The following is a 15,730-nucleotide window of genomic DNA, read 5'->3' on the forward strand; positions in this document are numbered from 1 at the left end:
CGCCGAGCACCATGACCATGAGGTGAACCCTTGACCGACGTGCAGGTCCTCATCCAGCGACTCGACGACGGGCTGCCGGTGCCGTCCTACGCCCATCCGGGCGACGCGGGCGCCGATCTCTACGCGGCCGCGGACGTCGAGCTGCTGCCCGGAGAGCGGGCCATGGTCGGGACGGGCGTCGCGATCGCGCTGCCCGACGGCTACGCCGCGTTCGTGCACCCTCGCTCGGGCCTGGCCGCCAGGCACGGCGTCACGCTGGTCAACGCGCCAGGCACGGTCGACGCCGGCTATCGCGGCGAGATCCGGGTGACGGTGATCAACACCGACGCCAAGGAGCCCTTCCGCCTGAGCCGCGGTGACCGGGTGGCCCAGCTGGTCGTCCAGCGCGTCGAGCGGGCGGCGTTCACAGAGGTGGAGCAGCTGCCCGGCTCGGCCCGCGGCACCGGCGGTTTCGGATCAACAGGACGTTAACCAGGGAGAGTGAGCACAGTGTTCCGACGACGCCGTCGTGAGCAGCCGGATCAGGCGGCAGAGCAGCAGGCATCCGCCGCCCCAACGCGCGAGTCCGGCCCGTGGGACGCCGACGAGCCCCACCCCGAGACCGACAGGATCGACCTCGGCGGACTGCTCCTGCCGCACAACCCGGACTTCGACCTGCGGCTGGCCTCGGTGGGAGACCAGAACGTCGGGGTCGTCGCGCTTTATGAGGAGAGTTCGCTCCAGCTCCAGGCGCTGGCCGCGTCCAAGAGCATGGGGCTCTGGGACGAGGTCAGGGCCAAGATCCGGGCCGGCGCCGACAATCTCGCCGAGCAGGAGGGCCCCTTCGGACCCGAGCTGATCGGCGAGATCAGTGGCGAGGGCAACACCACCCGCAAGGCCCGCTACATCGGCATCGACGGGCCGCGCTGGTTCGTGCTGGCGATGATCAGCGGCCGCGCCGCGCTCGACGAGAACGTGGCGAACGTCTTCCTCGACTTCATCAAGGACGTCGTGGTCGTGCGGGGCACCGAGCCGATGGCCCGGGAAGAACCGATCACCCTGCGCCGACCCAACGAGCAGAGCGCCGAAACGGTCGACAGCCAGGGGCTCAACCCGTTCAAACGAGGTCCCGAGATCAGCGAGATTCGCTGACCGCCCACATCACGTAGGCTGAGTCATCATGAGTACGGCAGAGCCCCCCAAACGCGGGGGATTGCGCGGGTTCTTCAGCCGGCTGGCCTCCACCCAGTCCGAAATCGAAGCCCAGGAACTACGGGAAGACGTCGACGAGGTCGGCGCGACCCCGATCGTCTCGTGTGGCGGCCGCCGCCGCTTCTGCGTGGCCGGTACGCTACGTACCGTGACACTGCGACCCAGGGGCGGCGCGCCCGCCCTTGAGGCCGAGCTCTACGACGGGTCCGACGTCATCGACCTGGTGTGGCTCGGCCGCCGCAAGATCGCGGGCATCGAGCCCGGGCGCACTGTCAAGGCCGAAGGCCTGGTCAGCATGCAGGACGGGCGCAAGGTGATGTTCAATCCTCGATACGAGCTGCGCCCAGGGAGTTGATCAGGTGAGTGCTGAGGCGGAAGAGGTCGCCCACGACACCGTGGAAGCGGCGGTGCGAGCCCAGCTCGCCAAGGCGTTCGGGGGAGTGCGCGGGATCATCGAGGCGGCGGTGCCGACCATCGCGTTCACGCTGTCATGGATCATCACCGAGGACCTGAAGACCTCGCTCATCGTCAGCATCTCGCTGGCGGTCCTGCTCCTGCTGGCCAGGCTCGCGCAGCGGTCGACGCCGCAGTTCGTGATCAACAGCCTGATCGGCATCGCCATCGGCGCGTTCTTCGCCAGCCGCAGCGGCGACGCGAAGGACTATTTCCTGCCCGGCATCCTGTGGAACGCCGGCTACTCGGTGGCGATGCTGCTGTCGATCGTCACCCGGTGGCCCGTGGTCGGGTTCCTGATCGGCTCGGTCACCGGTGACCCCACGGCCTGGCACAAGGATCCGGGCATCGTGAAGCTCTGCGTCAAGCTCACCTGGCTGCTGATGCTCCCGTGCGTGGTCAGGGTGGCCGTGCAGCTGCCCGTGTGGCTGCTGGGCGGCGGCGACGAGGCCGTGGCCGCCCTCGGTCTGGCGAAGATCGCGATGGGCTGGCCGCTCCAGGTGGCCGCGCTCGGCGCGATGCTGTGGCTGCTCGGCAAGGGGCGAACGCCGATCAAGCCGCCGGTCGCCCCCGCCTGACATTTCTCAGTGTTGTGAGAGCAGGTGCGCCAGCTCCTGCTCCACCTCCTGGTTGGCGACGAACAGGAGTTCGTCGCCCGCCTCGAGCGGGTCGTCGTTGGTCGGCACCAGCACCCGGCCCTCGCGCAGGATCGCGACCAGCGCCGAGTCGTTGGGCCACGGCACCGAGCCGGCGCGCTGGCCCACCACGGGCGCGTCCTCGGCCAGGGTGAGCTCGACCAGGTTGGCCTGCCCCTGACGGAAGGTCATCAGGCGCACCAGGTCGCCGACGCTCACCGCCTCCTCGACCAGCGCGCTCAGCAGGCGCGGCGTCGAGACCGCGACGTCCACGCCCCACGACTCGTTGAACAGCCACTCGTTGTTGGGGTGGTTGATCCTGGCCACCACGCGCGGCACGCCGTACTCGGTCTTGGCCAGCAGCGACACCACGAGGTTGACCTTGTCGTCCCCGGAGGAGGCGACGACGACGTGGCAGTTGTTGAGCCCCGCCTCGTCGAGCGAGGCGATCTCGCAGGCGTCGGCCAGCAGCCACTCGGCCCGCGGCACGCTGTCGATCTTGATGGCCCTGGGGTCGATGTCGATCAGCAGGACCTCGTGGCCGTTCTCCAGCAGCTCGGCCGCGATGGATCGGCCCACGGCCCCCGCTCCGGCGATGGCGACGCGCATCAGTGGTCCTCTTCCGGTGCCGCCGCGAGCACCTTGTTGATCCGGTCCATGTCGCTCTCTGTGGCGATGACGTGCAGCACGTCGCCGTCCTGGATCACGGTGTCGTCGGCGATGACCAGGGCCTCGCCCATGCGGTTGAGGTAGGCGACGCGGACCCTGCCCCGCTCCTCCAGCTCGACGGCGCGAGTGCCGATCCAGCCGGTGTGCGTGGCGACCTCGGCCAGGACCACGGTGCCGGTGGGGTCGCGCCAGAGCGGCTCGGCGCCCTCGGGCAGGATGCGGCGCAGGATCTGGTCGGCGGTCCACCGCACGGTCGCCACCGTCGGGATGCCGAGGCGCTGGTAGACCTCGGCCCGCCGCGGGTCGTAGATGCGGGCCACCACATTGTCGACGCCGAACGTCTCGCGCGCCGCCCGCGCCGAGATGATGTTGGAGTTGTCGCCGCTGGAGACCGCCACGTACGCGGAAGCGGACTCGATGCCCGCCTCGGTGAGCACGTCGCGGTCGAATCCGACACCGGTCACCCGGCGCCCCCGGAAACCGGCCCGCAGCCGGCGAAACGCCTGCGGATCCCGGTCGATGATCGCGACCGTATGGCCGTTGTCCTCGAGGATGTGAGCCAAGGTCGAACCGACCCGGCCACATCCCATGATCACTATATGCATACTCCCCCGCACTTCGCGGTCGGCCGGTTGCTCGACACCAGTATGGCGCGATAGGGGAGCGCAACGTCGGCGCCCCTACAGCGGGGGGCTAGCATCTCGTAACGTGGCGAAGGTAACGGATCTTGTCAAACGCGTGCTGGTGGGCCGGGCGCTGCGCAGCGGCCAGCTCCACGAGCAGCTGCTGCCCAAACGCATTGCCCTGCCGGTCTTCGCCAGCGACGCCCTGTCCTCCGTGGCGTACGCGCCGCAGGAGATCCTGGTCATCCTGTCGCTGGCCGGAGTGTCGTTCTACGCCTACAGCCCATGGGTCGCGATCGCCGTCGTGGTCGTGATGCTCACGGTCGTGGCGTCGTACCGGCAGAACGTGCACGCCTACCCCAGCGGTGGCGGCGACTACGAGGTGGCCACCACCAACCTGGGCAAGAACGCCGGCCTGACCGTGGCCAGCGCGCTCATGGTCGACTACGTGCTGACCGTGGCGGTGTCGGTCGCCAACGGCGTCGACTACGTGGGCGCCACGATCCCCTTCGTCGCCGAGCACAAGCCGGCCGTCGCCATCGTCATCGTCGTCCTGCTCACTGTGGTAAATCTGCGCGGTCTGCGCGAGTCGGGGGCCGCCTTCGCCGTCCCGACGTACGCGTTCATGATCGCGGTGCTCGGCCTGATCGCCTGGGGCGGCTTCCGGCTGCTGGTGCTCGGCGACGAGCTGCGGGCGCCCAGCGCCGGGTTCACCATCGACGCCGAGCAGACCAACCTGACCACCTTCGCCGCCGCCTTCCTCATCCTGCGCGCCTTCTCCTCCGGCTGCGCGGCGCTGACGGGCGTCGAGGCCATCAGCAACGGCGTGCCCGCATTCCGCAAGCCCAAGAGCAAGAACGCCGCCACCACGCTGCTCATGATGGGCCTGGTCGCCATCACCATGTTCGGCGGCATCATCGCGCTGGGCCTGGCCTCGGGCGTGAAGGTGGCCGAGCCGTCCGTGGTGGCCACAGACCTGCACGGGCCCGACGGGCAGCCGGTCGGCCCCGGCTACTACCAGCAGCCGATCATCTCGCAGGTGGCCGACGCGGTCTTCGGCGGCGGCTCGCTGCCGTTCGTCATCATCTCGGCGGTCACCGCGCTCATCCTGTTCCTGGCCGCCAACACCGCCTTCAACGGCTTCCCGGTGCTCGGCTCGATCCTGGCCCAGGACCGCTACCTGCCCCGCCAGCTGCACACCCGCGGCGACCGGCTGGCCTTCTCCAACGGCATCGTCATCCTGGCGCTGGGCGCCTGCCTGCTGCTGTGGGGCTTCGACGCCGACGTCAGCCGCCTGCTGAACCTGTACATCGTCGGCGTCTTCGTCTCCTTCACGCTCAGCCAGATCGGCATGGTCATCCACTGGACCCGCCATCTCAAGACCGAGACCGACCCCAAGATCCGGCACCAGATGCACCGCTCGCGGGTGATCAACTTCTTCGGCGGCATCATGACCGGGCTGGTGCTGGTCGTCGTACTGCTGACCAAGTTCCTGGTCGGCGCCTGGATCGTGTGCTTCGCGATGCCGATCCTGTTCCTCATGATGAAGGCCATCAGGCGCCACTACGACAACGTGGCGGCCGAGTTGGAGATCACCGAGGAGTACGACGAGTCGACGCTGCCGGCGCGCAACCACGCGATCGTGCTCGTCTCCAAGATCCACAAGCCGACGCTGCGCGCGCTCGCCTACGCCCGCGCCACCCGGCCGTCCACGCTGGAGGCGATCACCGTCGGCGTCGAGGGCGCCGAGGCGCGGCAGCTCCAGGACGAGTGGGAGCGCCGGGGCATCCCGGTGCCGCTCAAGATGCTCGACTCGCCGTACCGGGAGATCACCCAGCCGATCCTCGACTACGTCAAGACGCTGCGCCGCCGCTCGCCGCGCGACGTGGTCACCGTGTTCATCCCCGAGTACGTGGTCGGGCACTGGTGGGAGCACCTGCTGCACAACCAGAGCGCGCTGCGGCTGAAGGCGCGGCTGCTGTTCAAGCCGGGCGTCATGGTGACGAGCGTGCCGTGGCAGCTCCATTCCTCCGACCGGCTCAAGGGCCGCCCCGAACCGGCCGCCCCGGGTGCCTCGCGCCGGGCGGGACATCAGGTGGTCCAGAAGCAGGTCAAGGCCGGAGACCACTCCGCGTAACGGGCTAAGTCCGGAAAGTGGCAGTGCCGGTCAGGGCATAGGGTGTCCGTGTGGAACAGGCATCTCTCGAGCTGACGGTAGGTCCGGTCGCCCATGGCGGTTGGTGCGTGGCGCGCCATGACGGGCGCGTGGTGTTCGTACGCCACGCGCTGCCCGGCGAGCGGGTCATCGCCGAGGTCACCGAGGAGACGACCCGCTTCCTCCGGGCCGACGCCGTGCAGGTGCTGGAGCCGTCGCCCGACCGCGTGGTCCCGCCCTGCCCCTACGCGGGCCCCGGCCGCTGTGGCGGCTGCGACTGGCAGCACGCCACCCAGGAGGCCCAGCGTGGCCTCAAGGCCGCCGTGGTGGCCGAGCAGCTGAGCAGGCTGGCCGGCATCGAGCGCGAGATCGTGGTCGAGGAGGTGCCCGGCGCCAAGGACGGGCTCGGCTGGCGCACCCGCGTACAGTTCGCCGCCCGGCCCAGCGGCGAGCTCGGCTTCCGCAGGCACCGCTCGCACGACATCGAGGTCGTCGACGCCTGCCTGATCGCGCACCCGGAAGTGGAGGCCGTCGGCGCTGAGCAGCGCGAGTGGCAGGGCGCCTCCGCCGTCGAGGTGATCGCCTCCTCGACCGGCGACCGGGCCGTGGTGGTCAGGCCGCGCCCCAGGCGCAGCGTGACCGTGCCCGACCTCGACGCGCCCGCCTCGATCCTGCTCGACCAGGGCAAGGGCCACACCGTCCCGCGCAAGGGCTCGGGCGTGCTGCGCGAGCAGGTGGGCGACCGCGAGTTCAGGGTGGCGGGCAGCGGCTTCTGGCAGGTGCACCCGGGCGCCGCCGAGACCCTGCTGGACGCCGTCCTGTCCTACGCCGCGCCGGAGCCGGGGGAGTGGGCGCTGGACCTCTACTGCGGGGTCGGCCTGTTCGCCGCCGGCCTGGCGGAGGGCGTGGGGGAGCAGGGCGCGGTGTTCGGCCTGGAGTCGGAGGCGTCGGCCGTCCGCGACGCCCGCGCCAACCTGCGCGACCTGCCGCAGGCCCGGGTGGAGCGGGGACGGGTGGAGGAGGCGCTGGACCGGTTCCAGATCGAGCGGGCCGACATCGTCGTCGTCGATCCGCCCCGGTCGGGGCTGGGGCGCGACGTGGTCCACCGGATCACCGCGCTGGAGTCCTCGCGGATCGTCTACGTCTCGTGCGACCCGGCGACGCTGGCCCGCGACCTGGCCTGGTTCGGCGACGACGGCTACGGGCTGGTCGACCTGCGGGCCTTCGACGCCTTCCCGATGACCCACCATGTGGAGTGCGTGGCACTGCTGGCCAGGGGCTGACGCGGTTCTGGGAAGCTGACCGTCCTTACCTGGAGCTGTTCTTGGCAAGCACTCCGGACACCCGCCCGCCCATCGACGCCGCGCTCGTCAGGCGCCTGGTCGACGCCCAGTTCCCGCAGTGGGCCGAGCTGCCTCTGAAGCTGCTCGACCCGGCCGGCTCGGACCATGTGATCTACCGGCTGGGCGAGGAGCTGTCCGTCCGGCTGCCCCGCCACACCGGGGCCATCGGGCAGGCCAAGAAGGAGTACGAGTGGCTGCCCCGGCTCGCCCCGCACCTGCCGCTGGCCATCCCGGTGCCGGTGGGGGTGGGTGAGCCCGGCTACGGCTATCCCTGGCCGTGGGCGGTGTCGCGCTGGCTGGACGGCGAGGTGGCGACCGTCGAGACCCTGGCCTCCTCTTGTGAGGCCGCTGTCGAACTGGCGGACTTCCTTACTGCCCTTCAGCGGTTCGCGCCCGGGGACATCCCGGCCGCGCGTACCCGAGAGGACCTCACCGGGCGACCACTGGCAGACCGGGACCGCGCCACGCGTGCCGCCATCGCGCAGGTGGGCACCACGTCGGGCGCCGCGCCTGGAGCGGCGTCGGGCGCCGCGGTCGACGCTGCTTTGGGTGCCGTTTTCGACGCCGCGGCCATGACCGAGCTGTGGGAGGCCGCGCTGAGCGTGCCCGGATGGGATCGCCCTCCGGTCTGGTTCCACGGCGACTTCCACACCGGCAACCTGCTGACCGCCGACGGCCGCCTCAGCGCGGTCATCGACTTCGGCGAGCTCGGCATCGGCGACCCGGCCCGCGACCTGACCATCGCCTTCACCCTGATGTCGGCCGAGAGCCGGGCCGCTTTCCGTGCGGCGCTCGGCGTGGACGACGACACCTGGACCCGCGGCCGCGGCTGGGCGCTGGCCACCGGCCTGAACGCCTACACCTCCTACGCCGCCACCAACCCCCGGGTCGCCGCGCAGACCACCCGCCAGATCACCGAGGCACTCATCGGCTAGCGTCTCTCCGGCCCTCTCAGGAGGTGAGCGGGCGAAAGTGAGATTCCGCGAGCCGGGCGGGCGCCGCACGGCTGGCCAAGATCGAGCCCTGGCCGGCCTTCGACCTGATCGGGTAGGCGGCTCACGCCTTCGGGGGCAGGCCGCCGAGCCAGCGTTTCGCCGCGCGTGCCGTACGCAAGCGGATCACCGTCACCTCCGGATGGCGGGTGACGAGGTCGGCGGTCTGCGTTCTGCGGCGCTGGTGGTGCGTCCACGCCCACCGGATCGGGTGGTCGGGTTCGAGCCAGGAGCTCCAGTCCTCCCGGTTGCCGTTCCACAGCTCGCGCCGGGTGATCGCGCGGCCGAGTGAGCGGCGTACGACCCGCCACATCACGGTGCGGCGCGGCAGGTCCAGCCAGACGGCCGTGTCGGCGCGCTGCCAGAGGAGGTCGCCCAGGAAGCGGTGGTACTGGTCCTCGGTCACCCACTGCTCGCCCCGGCTGAACTCGTCCACATCGGCCTCGAACTCCGGCCGCTTGACCCAGCCGGGACCGTGATGCAGGGCGTCGAGCTCGTGGCGGGGCAGGCCGAGCCGGGCGGCCAGCCTCCTGGCGAGCGTCGTCTTGCCCGACCCGGAGATGCCGCAGACGATGATCCTGTTCACCGTCCTAGTTTGACGGCACGCGGAATTGGGTGCTGGATGGGATGACCATGAACCCGCCCACCGAACCGGACGGCCGCCTGACGGCGTTCGGCAACCAGTTGATCGAGGTGCACCTCTGGCTCCGTGAGGAGCTGGCCCGGCTGCGCGAGGACATGTACGCCCATCCCGAGCGGCCGCGGGAGCTGCGGGCCCACTGCCTGACGTTCTGCTCGGCCGTGACCAAGCACCACAGCGGTGAAGACGAAGGGGCCTTCCCCGCTCTGGCGGAGCAGTTCCCCGAGCTGCGGCCCGTACTCGATGAGCTGGCCCGTGACCACCGGCAGGTGGCCGACATCATGCGGGAGCTGCAGGAGCTGCTCGGCGACCTGGAGGCGGATCCCGAACGGGTGCGGGCCGACCTGGACGGTCTGGCCGCCCTGCTGGAGTCCCACTTCGTCTACGAGGAGAGGCGGCTCATCTCGGCGCTCAACGCGCTGGACGCCCCCGGGTGGCGTGCGGCCGCGCCCGCCTTCCTCAGCCGGGGACAGATGGGGTAGCGGGAGTGTGATCGCGCCGCCTCGCGTGGTTCGGAGGCTCAGGCGAAGCGTTCGATCGTGACGGGGATCAGGCCCTCCTCGCGGATCGCCTGCCGGTGGTGGTGGAGCAGGGCCCCGATGGCGGACTCCGGGCCGGCCCCCAGGCGTACGGTCACGTCCAGACACCAAGCGATCCCCGGCCCGATCCGGCGCAACTCCCAGGTGAAGGTGTGACCCGCGGCGGTCGCCGTCGCCGTGCCGACCACGCGAGCCAGGGGGTCGTCGATCGGCTCCAATCCCAGGGCCGAGCGAATGTTCCCCAAGTTGTGCGGTTCCCCGGCGAACAGGATGCGGTAGTGGCGTGACCCGGTCGTGCCCAGGTCGAGCGGGGCGGCGGCCGGTAACGGCTGGCGTTCGCGGAACAGGGCGCGGATCTCGGCCTCCTGCGGCAGCTCGCCCCCGCCGCCCGCCTGGTAGGCCCGGCCCGCGTCGTGACGGCTCACCGCGGTCACCCGCGCCCGCAGGTGGGCGTCGGTACGGATGTCGCGGCTCGATGCGGGCGAACTCCGCCAGGCACCGGCCGCCGCCGACCACTCGGCACTGTCGATGGCAGCCGCGGTGTAGTCGTCGCAGAGCACGAACTCCTCGACCAGGATCCCCAGGGGCGGTGCTCCAGAATCTCCGCCGTCCGTCTCAGCCAAGATCAGGTAGTAGTCCAGCAGGGCATCGTCCGCGACCTCGTCGCTGCCGAGCTCTTGGACGCACCGCCGCATAGCCTGCCTCCTGCGCTCTGTTCCACTACGGACCCGAAGATATGCCATCGCTCGGCTGAAGGCCGAGTTTGGAGCACTTGCAGGTGAGAGGCCGAGAGAACGAAATCCTCCCGGCTTCTCGGCCGCAGCGCCTCTCGGGCCCGGTCTCCCGGTCGCGGCGCGTAGCGGGTGGGTCGGGCCGGCCTGGTTACTTGATCGACCTGATGAACTCTTCATAAACGGCATCCGGCACGATGACAGGGTGCACGTGCGGATTCTTGCTGTCGCGTATCGCGACACGGCCGCCCCGCAGCCGGGCGACTTCGACGCAAGAGCCATTGTTGCTGCACCGGCTTGATCGCTGCCAGGCGGCCGTCAGCAGGTCTTTTTCCATTATGTGGACTCCCGTGGTGAATGGTGATTTTCCTGCGCCATTGCAGGTCTCCATCGCTGTCGATCGTGGCGCGCGATCAGGTCGCGAGTGAGCTCGGGCGGCAGGGCGTGATCTGCCAGATTCTCGAAGGCACGTTGAAATTGATAGATATGTGTCTCATCTGTGCTGATCGTCCCGGAGCCTACGTTGTCCATGTAGAGCAGCCGCTGCTCGACCTCTTCGCCCGGAGAAAGCTTGATAAGAAGGAAGGAGCCGTCCATGATCTCGCGGTCGGCGTCCAGCGGCAAAACGCGGAGAGTTACGTTGGGAAGTTCAGATATTTCGAGCAATCTAACCAGCTGGGCGTGCATCACAGTGGCGTCACCGATGCGCCGCAGCAAGACGGACTCATCGATAATGGTATTGAGCTGAAGCGGGTGATCGGAGGTCACGCGATCCTGGCGGCGCATGCGGAGGGTTACGCGCTCCTCGAGCTCGCGCGGCGTCAGGGTGCTCTCGATTCTTTTCCAAGCGTTCAAGAGGCATCGCGCGTAGTCCGCAACCTGGAATAATCCCGGTACAACCCGTATTTCCCATTCCTCGATCAGGTCGGCGACGGCTTCGAAATCCAGGTACTGATGAAAATCATTGGGCGGCGTCGAGGAGGCGCGCCACCATGGATGCGCGGGGGAATGATCAAGCAAGGTCACCAGTCGCTGACGATCAGCGGCGGTGGCCTGGTACAGGTTGAGCAGGATGTCGAGATCCTCCGCTGAAATTCCGATACGCGCGTTCTCGATCCGGCTCACCTTGGAGGTGGACCATCCCAAACGCGCCTTGAGGTCTTCGCCGGTCAGAAAAGCACTTTCGCGCATCCTGCGGAGTTCGGCGGCCAGCATCCGGCGCTGGATCGACGGCGATCTAGGCAAGTTGCCGCTCCGCGGACTCGCGGAAGCCCAGCGTGTGCCCGGTCATCGTTGACCTTCTCCCAGACGTAAGGAAAGCATCTCTGCATGCAACCTTGCATGCAGAGTTAGCGTAGCTCACTCTGGGCTTAGGAGGCAGGATGACTCGCGCGGAATCCCGATAGGCCGACCGTCCCGCCTCCCACCTCAGGGCGGACTGAGATCAGGCAGGGTCGAATGGCAGCTAATGGTGGCGAAACACCTGCCGTGAATAACTGCCCGGCCCCTCGCAGACCTCGTGGAAGGACGCTTTACAGCACGGTCGGCGGCGGAGTTGCGGTGACCGCTGTCTTCTTCGGCGGTGCCTTGCCGATCGCGCTGCTGGTCGTAGGCGTGGCGCTGATGGTCGTTCTGGGAATAGTGGCATGCGCACTACTCGGCAGGGGAGATGATCGGACCCCGTTCGAGCGTCTGATGTTCCTGCTCGGTCTGTTACTTGGTGATCCCGAGGGAATGCTGCTTGATATGCATAGAACCGGCTATAACAACAGGATTCGGGCGTCCCTTTCGGCGGTTGACAGCCCAGCCAAAGATGAGGCGTCGGGTTGACGGGGGAAACGCCCTCGCTGTCAGAGCCACCCCATCCGCTGAGCCGTACGGATGGCTTCGAGCCGGTTCTGGGCGTTCAGCTTGGTCATCGCGCTGGACAGGTAGTTGCGCACAGTGCCCTCAGTCAGGTGCAGCTCAGCCGCGATCCGCGCGATCGTGGCCCCGTCGTCGGCCAGGCGCAGGGCGTCCCGTTCCCGTTCGGTGAGGGGGCTGTCGCCCGCGGCCATGGCCGCCGCCGCGAGTTCGGCGTCCAGGTAGCGGCCGCCCGACTGCACCTTGCGGATCGCCATGGCCAGTTCCTCTGCCGAGGCGTCCTTGCCGAGGAAGCCGCTCACCCCCGCCGCCATCGCCCTGCGCAGGTAGCCGGGCCGACCCAGGCTGGTCAGGATGACGATCTTGCACATGGAGCTGATCTGCTCCGCCGCGCTCAGCCCGTCCATGCCGGGCATCTCGATGTCGAGTACGGCCACGTCGGGGCGGTGTTCGACGACGGCGGCCAGCACCTCGTCGCCCCGGCCGACCTGGGCGATCACCTCGATGCCCGCCTCCAGGTCGAGCAGGGCCGCCAGGGCGCCGCGGATCAGGTGCTCGTCGTCGGCCAGCAGTACGCGCGTCGTCATGCCGGAACCGCCGCCCTGAGCAGGTAGGCGCCGTCGTCCGTAGGCGCCGCCGACAGCGTGCCGCCCGCGGCGCTGAGCCGCTGCGACAGGCCGCCGAGCCCGTCCGGCGCGTGGTCGCTCACCGGCCCGTCGACCCCGTCGTTGGACATCTCCAGCACCCCGTCCTCGATCGTTATCGTGCAATGTCCGGCTTTGCTGTGCTTGAGGATGTTGGTGGCGCCTTCGCGGACCACGGTGGCCAGCAGCGTGCGGGTCTCGGCGGTCAGCGAGCCCGTGTCCGTCCGGACGACGCAGCGTACGTCCGCCGCCTCCAGCACCGCCCGCACGCTGGCCAGGACCTCGTCGAGGTCCACGGCACGATAGTTCTGCACGGTGGACCGCACCTCGCGCAGCGTCTGCCTGGCCAGGTCGCGTACCTCGAACATCTCGCCCGCCGCCGCCGAGGGATCCTCGCGCAGCGTCTGGGAGGCGGCCCCGGCCCTGGCCGAGATGTCGGCGAGGCTCTGGCCGAGCAGGTCGTTCAGGTCGCGGGCGAAGCGCAGGCGTTCCTCCGACACCGCGAGCCTGGCCCTGGCCTCCTGGCCCTCGTGGGCGTCCCTGGCCACGCGCCACAGCCACAGGTTCACCCGGACGCCGCCGGTGATGAGGGCGGTGAGGATGGTCTGGACGAGGAGGACCTCGATCTGGAACCCGGCGGCGAGCGTGACGTACGCGTTGAGGACCACGATCGACCCGGCGGCCAGCACGATGATGGTGCGCCTGCGGACGAACGGGGCGAGCATTCCCAGAAACACTGGGATCGCCCAGACCAGTGCTAAGACGGCCAGGGGCAGCGTGACGACCCCGGCGACCACCAGGATCACGGTCGGCCGCGGGCCGCCCCTGACGGCGATCCTGAACGCGCGAGTGGCCAGCCCGAGCAGGACGAGGAGCAGGACGGCCGCCGTTATCACCAGGGCCGCGGGAATGCCCGCACTCCACTGGACGTACAGCTGGTAGAGCCCGAGCAGGGCGAGCAGGTTGGCGATATCGGCGGTGTAGACGATCAGCCAGCGCACCTTGTCGAGCCGGCTCGCCCGCCGAAGCCGGCCGCTCACCGCCCTCATGCGGACACCGCCGCCCGCAAAAGGAACTCGCCCGAGGGTGTGGCGGCCGTCGTGAACGAGCCGCCCGCGGCCGACATGCGCTCGGCCAGGCCACGGAGCCCGCTCCCGTCCGGGCCGCTGGTGGCGGGCCCGCGCACGCCGTCGTTGCGCATCTCCAGCACGCCACCGTCGATGACGATCGCGCAGCGCGTGGCCGTACTGTGCTTGAGCACGTTGGTGCCTCCCTCGCGCACCGCCCAGGCGAGCAGCGTACGGGCGGCGGGGGACAGGTCGTCGGTCCTGGCCTCGATGACGCACCGCGCGCCCGCCGCCTCCAGCGCGGCGCGTACCCCGGCGAGCTCCTCGTCCAGGTCGAGCACCCGGTAGCCGTCCACGGCCACCTGCACCTCGGCGAGCGATTCGGCGGCCAGGCGGCGTACGTCGGCCATCTCGGCCGCCGCCTTGCCCGCGTCGATGGTGGCCAGTTTGGCGGCCAGTTCGCTCTTCAGCGTGAGGACGGACAGGCTGTGGCCGAGCAGGTCGTGCAGGTCGCGGGCGAAGCGCAGCCGCTCGTTCGACACGGCCAGGGTGGCCTTGGCCTCCCGGCTGTCGTACGCCTCCCTGAGCGTCCACCACAGCCAGCGCCAGAGCTTCATGGTGCCGGGCAGCAGCACGGCGGACACCGTGAGGGAGAGCAGAAGGGTCAGCCACGGCTGGTCGCCGACCGCCGACACATAGAAGGTGGTCAGCGCGACCAGCGCGGCGCCCACGCAGACCGTCGCCCACAGCGGGACGTAGAGGGCGAGGGCCGAGAGAAAGAAGCACCCGGCCATCTCCCACGACCCGGTGGCGCCGGAGGACGGCGCGAGCGCCACCGCGCTCGCGGAGAACAGCCCGCACGCGACCAGCTTCGCGGTGGGACGTGGCCGGTCGTCGTAGGCGTCGCGCAGGATCAGGGGGAGGAACGCCAGCGCGGCCAGGGCGCACACCTCGATGGCCACCGCGTGCGCTACGGAGATCCGCCCCTCGCCGGCCGAGGTGAGGACCAGCATCGAGAGCATGAAGCCCATCACGGCGAACGTGGCGTCCATCCAGTAGAGGAGGATCTTCTTCGCCGTCTCCGGACGGGTCGCCATCTCACCCCTCTCGCCGACAAAAGCCACGTTGCTCAGAAAATCCTATGGCCGTCGCGGGGGCGGTGGGGTGGGGCAGGGGCATTCTCCGGGTGTCGTCCATTGTGTGGTGGTACGTAAGCGGATAATGAGGCTTATGAAGTTGCGGATCTTCACTGAGCCCCAGCAGGGTGCCACCTACGACGACCTGCTCACCGTCGCCCAGGCCACGGAACGGCTGGGTTTCGACGCGTTCTTCCGGTCTGACCATTACATGCGCATCGGGGAAGGGGAGCCGGGGCCCGGGTCGACCGACGCCTGGCTCACGCTGGCCGCGCTGGCCAGGGAGACCTCCACGATCAGGCTCGGCACACTGGTGAGCCCGGCCACGTTCCGGCTGCCGGGGCCGCTGGCCATCAGCGTCGCGCAGGTGGACCAGATGAGCGGCGGCCGGGTCGAGCTGGGCTTCGGCACCGGCTGGTTCGAGGAGGAACACCGCTCGTACGGCATCCCGTTCCCGCCGGTGGGGGAGCGGTTCGGCCGGTTCGAGGAGCAGCTGGAGATCATCCTGGGGCTGTGGACGGCGGAGAAGGGCTACTCCTTCGAGGGCAGCTACTACCGGCTCGTCGACTCCCCGGCGCTGCCCAAGCCGATCCAGCGCCCGCACCCGCCGGTCATCATCGGCGGGGTCGGCGCCAAGCGCACGCCCCGGCTGGCGGCCGCCTTCGCCGACGAGTACAACGTGCCGTTCAGGACGCTGTCCGAGACGAGCGAGGCATATGCCCGGGTGCGGGAGGCGAGCGCGGAGACCGGCCGTACCGTGCTCCTGTCGGCGGCGCAGACCGTCTGCGTCGGCCGCGACCAGGCCGAGATCGAACGGCGCGCGGCCGCCATCGGGCAGGATCTGGCCGGGCTGCGCACGGGCGGACTCGCGGGAACCCCGGCCGAGGTGATCGACAAGATCGGCCAGCTGGGCGAGCTCGGTGCCGAGCGGGTCTACCTCCAGGTCATGGACCTGTCCGACCTAGAGCACCTGGAGCTGATCGCGGCCGAGGTACTGCCACACGTCTGACATAACCGTTAGCGCCCCTTTGTTGGACTGCGGCACACTT

19 protein-coding genes are annotated in these 15,730 nt (G+C 69.5%); 10 read left to right on the plus strand and 9 right to left on the minus strand.

Annotated elements, in window-relative coordinates:
- Nucleotides 1-30 precede the first annotated feature (30 nt).
- The 4 genes from dut to AB0C30_RS07995 are packed head-to-tail and all read left to right on the plus strand — an operon-like array spanning nucleotide 31 to nucleotide 2,222.
- Nucleotides 31-471: a dUTP diphosphatase gene (gene dut, locus AB0C30_RS07980; RefSeq protein ID WP_357940828.1), complete on the plus strand. Its 441-nt coding sequence runs from the start codon at nucleotides 31-33 to the stop codon at nucleotides 469-471.
- A 9-nt stretch (nucleotides 472-480) separates the two neighbouring features.
- Nucleotides 481-1,131, plus strand: a complete 651-nt coding sequence (locus AB0C30_RS07985) for a DUF3710 domain-containing protein (RefSeq protein WP_357940830.1) — start codon at nucleotides 481-483, stop codon at nucleotides 1,129-1,131.
- A 28-nt stretch (nucleotides 1,132-1,159) separates the two neighbouring features.
- Nucleotides 1,160-1,546, plus strand: coding sequence for an OB-fold nucleic acid binding domain-containing protein (locus AB0C30_RS07990; RefSeq protein WP_214635894.1), 387 nt, complete (start codon nucleotides 1,160-1,162; stop codon nucleotides 1,544-1,546).
- A 4-nt stretch (nucleotides 1,547-1,550) separates the two neighbouring features.
- The gene (locus tag AB0C30_RS07995; RefSeq protein WP_357940832.1) at nucleotides 1,551-2,222 is read left to right on the plus strand and encodes a DUF3159 domain-containing protein; all 672 of its coding nucleotides are present in this window, start codon (nucleotides 1,551-1,553) and stop codon (nucleotides 2,220-2,222) included.
- Between the two features lie 6 nt (nucleotides 2,223-2,228).
- On the opposite strand, the gene AB0C30_RS08000 is transcribed toward AB0C30_RS07995, so the two are convergent.
- Together AB0C30_RS08000 and AB0C30_RS08005 are read right to left on the minus strand one after the other, a co-directional pair.
- Entirely contained in the window at nucleotides 2,229-2,888 is a 660-nt protein-coding gene (locus tag AB0C30_RS08000; protein WP_357642476.1) for a TrkA family potassium uptake protein, read from the minus strand.
- The gene (locus tag AB0C30_RS08005; protein WP_357940834.1) at nucleotides 2,888-3,553 is read right to left on the minus strand and encodes a TrkA family potassium uptake protein; all 666 of its coding nucleotides are present in this window, start codon (nucleotides 3,551-3,553) and stop codon (nucleotides 2,888-2,890) included. The genes AB0C30_RS08000 and AB0C30_RS08005 overlap by 1 nt, the downstream gene beginning before the upstream one ends.
- A 103-nt stretch (nucleotides 3,554-3,656) precedes the next feature.
- Between AB0C30_RS08005 and AB0C30_RS08010 the strand changes: the two genes are divergently transcribed.
- The 3 genes from AB0C30_RS08010 to AB0C30_RS08020 are packed head-to-tail and all read left to right on the plus strand — an operon-like array spanning nucleotide 3,657 to nucleotide 8,004.
- Nucleotides 3,657-5,708, plus strand: coding sequence for an APC family permease (locus tag AB0C30_RS08010; protein ID WP_357940836.1), 2,052 nt, complete (start codon nucleotides 3,657-3,659; stop codon nucleotides 5,706-5,708).
- Nucleotides 5,709-5,758: 50 nt separating this feature from the next.
- Nucleotides 5,759-7,009 carry a class I SAM-dependent RNA methyltransferase gene (locus AB0C30_RS08015; RefSeq protein ID WP_357940838.1) on the plus strand — a complete coding sequence of 417 codons (1,251 nt, stop codon included), beginning with the start codon at nucleotides 5,759-5,761 and terminating at the stop codon, nucleotides 7,007-7,009.
- Between the two features lie 41 nt (nucleotides 7,010-7,050).
- Entirely contained in the window at nucleotides 7,051-8,004 is a 954-nt protein-coding gene (locus tag AB0C30_RS08020; protein WP_357940840.1) for an aminoglycoside phosphotransferase family protein, read from the plus strand.
- A gap of 121 nt (nucleotides 8,005-8,125) precedes the next feature.
- On the opposite strand, the gene AB0C30_RS08025 is transcribed toward AB0C30_RS08020, so the two are convergent.
- Nucleotides 8,126-8,647 (minus strand): hypothetical protein, encoded by a 522-nt coding sequence (locus AB0C30_RS08025; protein WP_357940842.1) that lies wholly within the window; start codon nucleotides 8,645-8,647, stop codon nucleotides 8,126-8,128.
- A gap of 41 nt (nucleotides 8,648-8,688) precedes the next feature.
- On the opposite strand from AB0C30_RS08025, the gene AB0C30_RS08030 reads away from it, so the two are divergent.
- Complete coding sequence (locus tag AB0C30_RS08030; protein WP_357940844.1) at nucleotides 8,689-9,183, plus strand: hemerythrin domain-containing protein; 495 nt, start codon at nucleotides 8,689-8,691, stop codon at nucleotides 9,181-9,183.
- Nucleotides 9,184-9,221: 38 nt separating this feature from the next.
- Here AB0C30_RS08030 and AB0C30_RS08035 read toward each other — a convergent pair whose 3' ends face one another.
- The 3 genes from AB0C30_RS08035 to AB0C30_RS08045 form a co-directional block, all read right to left on the minus strand.
- Complete coding sequence (locus AB0C30_RS08035; protein WP_357940846.1) at nucleotides 9,222-9,935, minus strand: hypothetical protein; 714 nt, start codon at nucleotides 9,933-9,935, stop codon at nucleotides 9,222-9,224.
- Nucleotides 9,936-10,122: 187 nt separating this feature from the next.
- Entirely contained in the window at nucleotides 10,123-10,308 is a 186-nt protein-coding gene (locus tag AB0C30_RS08040; RefSeq protein ID WP_357940848.1) for a DUF397 domain-containing protein, read from the minus strand.
- Entirely contained in the window at nucleotides 10,308-11,186 is an 879-nt protein-coding gene (locus AB0C30_RS08045) for a helix-turn-helix transcriptional regulator (RefSeq protein ID WP_357940850.1), read from the minus strand. The genes AB0C30_RS08040 and AB0C30_RS08045 overlap by 1 nt, the downstream gene beginning before the upstream one ends.
- 345 nt (nucleotides 11,187-11,531) lie before the next feature.
- Between AB0C30_RS08045 and AB0C30_RS08050 the strand changes: the two genes are divergently transcribed.
- Nucleotides 11,532-11,801 (plus strand): hypothetical protein, encoded by a 270-nt coding sequence (locus tag AB0C30_RS08050; RefSeq protein ID WP_357940852.1) that lies wholly within the window; start codon nucleotides 11,532-11,534, stop codon nucleotides 11,799-11,801.
- 20 nt (nucleotides 11,802-11,821) lie between these two features.
- On the opposite strand, the gene AB0C30_RS08055 is transcribed toward AB0C30_RS08050, so the two are convergent.
- Genes AB0C30_RS08055 through AB0C30_RS08065 form a run of 3 tightly spaced genes read right to left on the minus strand, consistent with a single transcriptional unit; the run spans nucleotide 11,822 to nucleotide 14,642 of the window.
- A complete protein-coding gene (locus AB0C30_RS08055) occupies nucleotides 11,822-12,421 on the minus strand; it encodes a response regulator transcription factor (RefSeq protein ID WP_357940854.1) in 600 nt (199 codons plus the stop codon).
- Nucleotides 12,418-13,527, minus strand: coding sequence for a histidine kinase (locus tag AB0C30_RS08060; RefSeq protein ID WP_357940856.1), 1,110 nt, complete (start codon nucleotides 13,525-13,527; stop codon nucleotides 12,418-12,420). The genes AB0C30_RS08055 and AB0C30_RS08060 overlap by 4 nt, the downstream gene beginning before the upstream one ends.
- Nucleotides 13,524-14,642: a histidine kinase gene (locus AB0C30_RS08065; protein ID WP_357940858.1), complete on the minus strand. Its 1,119-nt coding sequence runs from the start codon at nucleotides 14,640-14,642 to the stop codon at nucleotides 13,524-13,526. The genes AB0C30_RS08060 and AB0C30_RS08065 overlap by 4 nt, the downstream gene beginning before the upstream one ends.
- A 133-nt stretch (nucleotides 14,643-14,775) precedes the next feature.
- Here AB0C30_RS08065 and AB0C30_RS08070 point away from each other — a divergent pair, with 133 nt between their 5' ends.
- Nucleotides 14,776-15,690, plus strand: coding sequence for an LLM class F420-dependent oxidoreductase (locus AB0C30_RS08070; protein ID WP_357940860.1), 915 nt, complete (start codon nucleotides 14,776-14,778; stop codon nucleotides 15,688-15,690).
- Nucleotides 15,691-15,730 lie beyond the last annotated feature (40 nt).

This window comes from Nonomuraea sp. NPDC048901 (assembly GCF_040649695.1).
Classification (GTDB): domain Bacteria; phylum Actinomycetota; class Actinomycetes; order Streptosporangiales; family Streptosporangiaceae; genus Nonomuraea.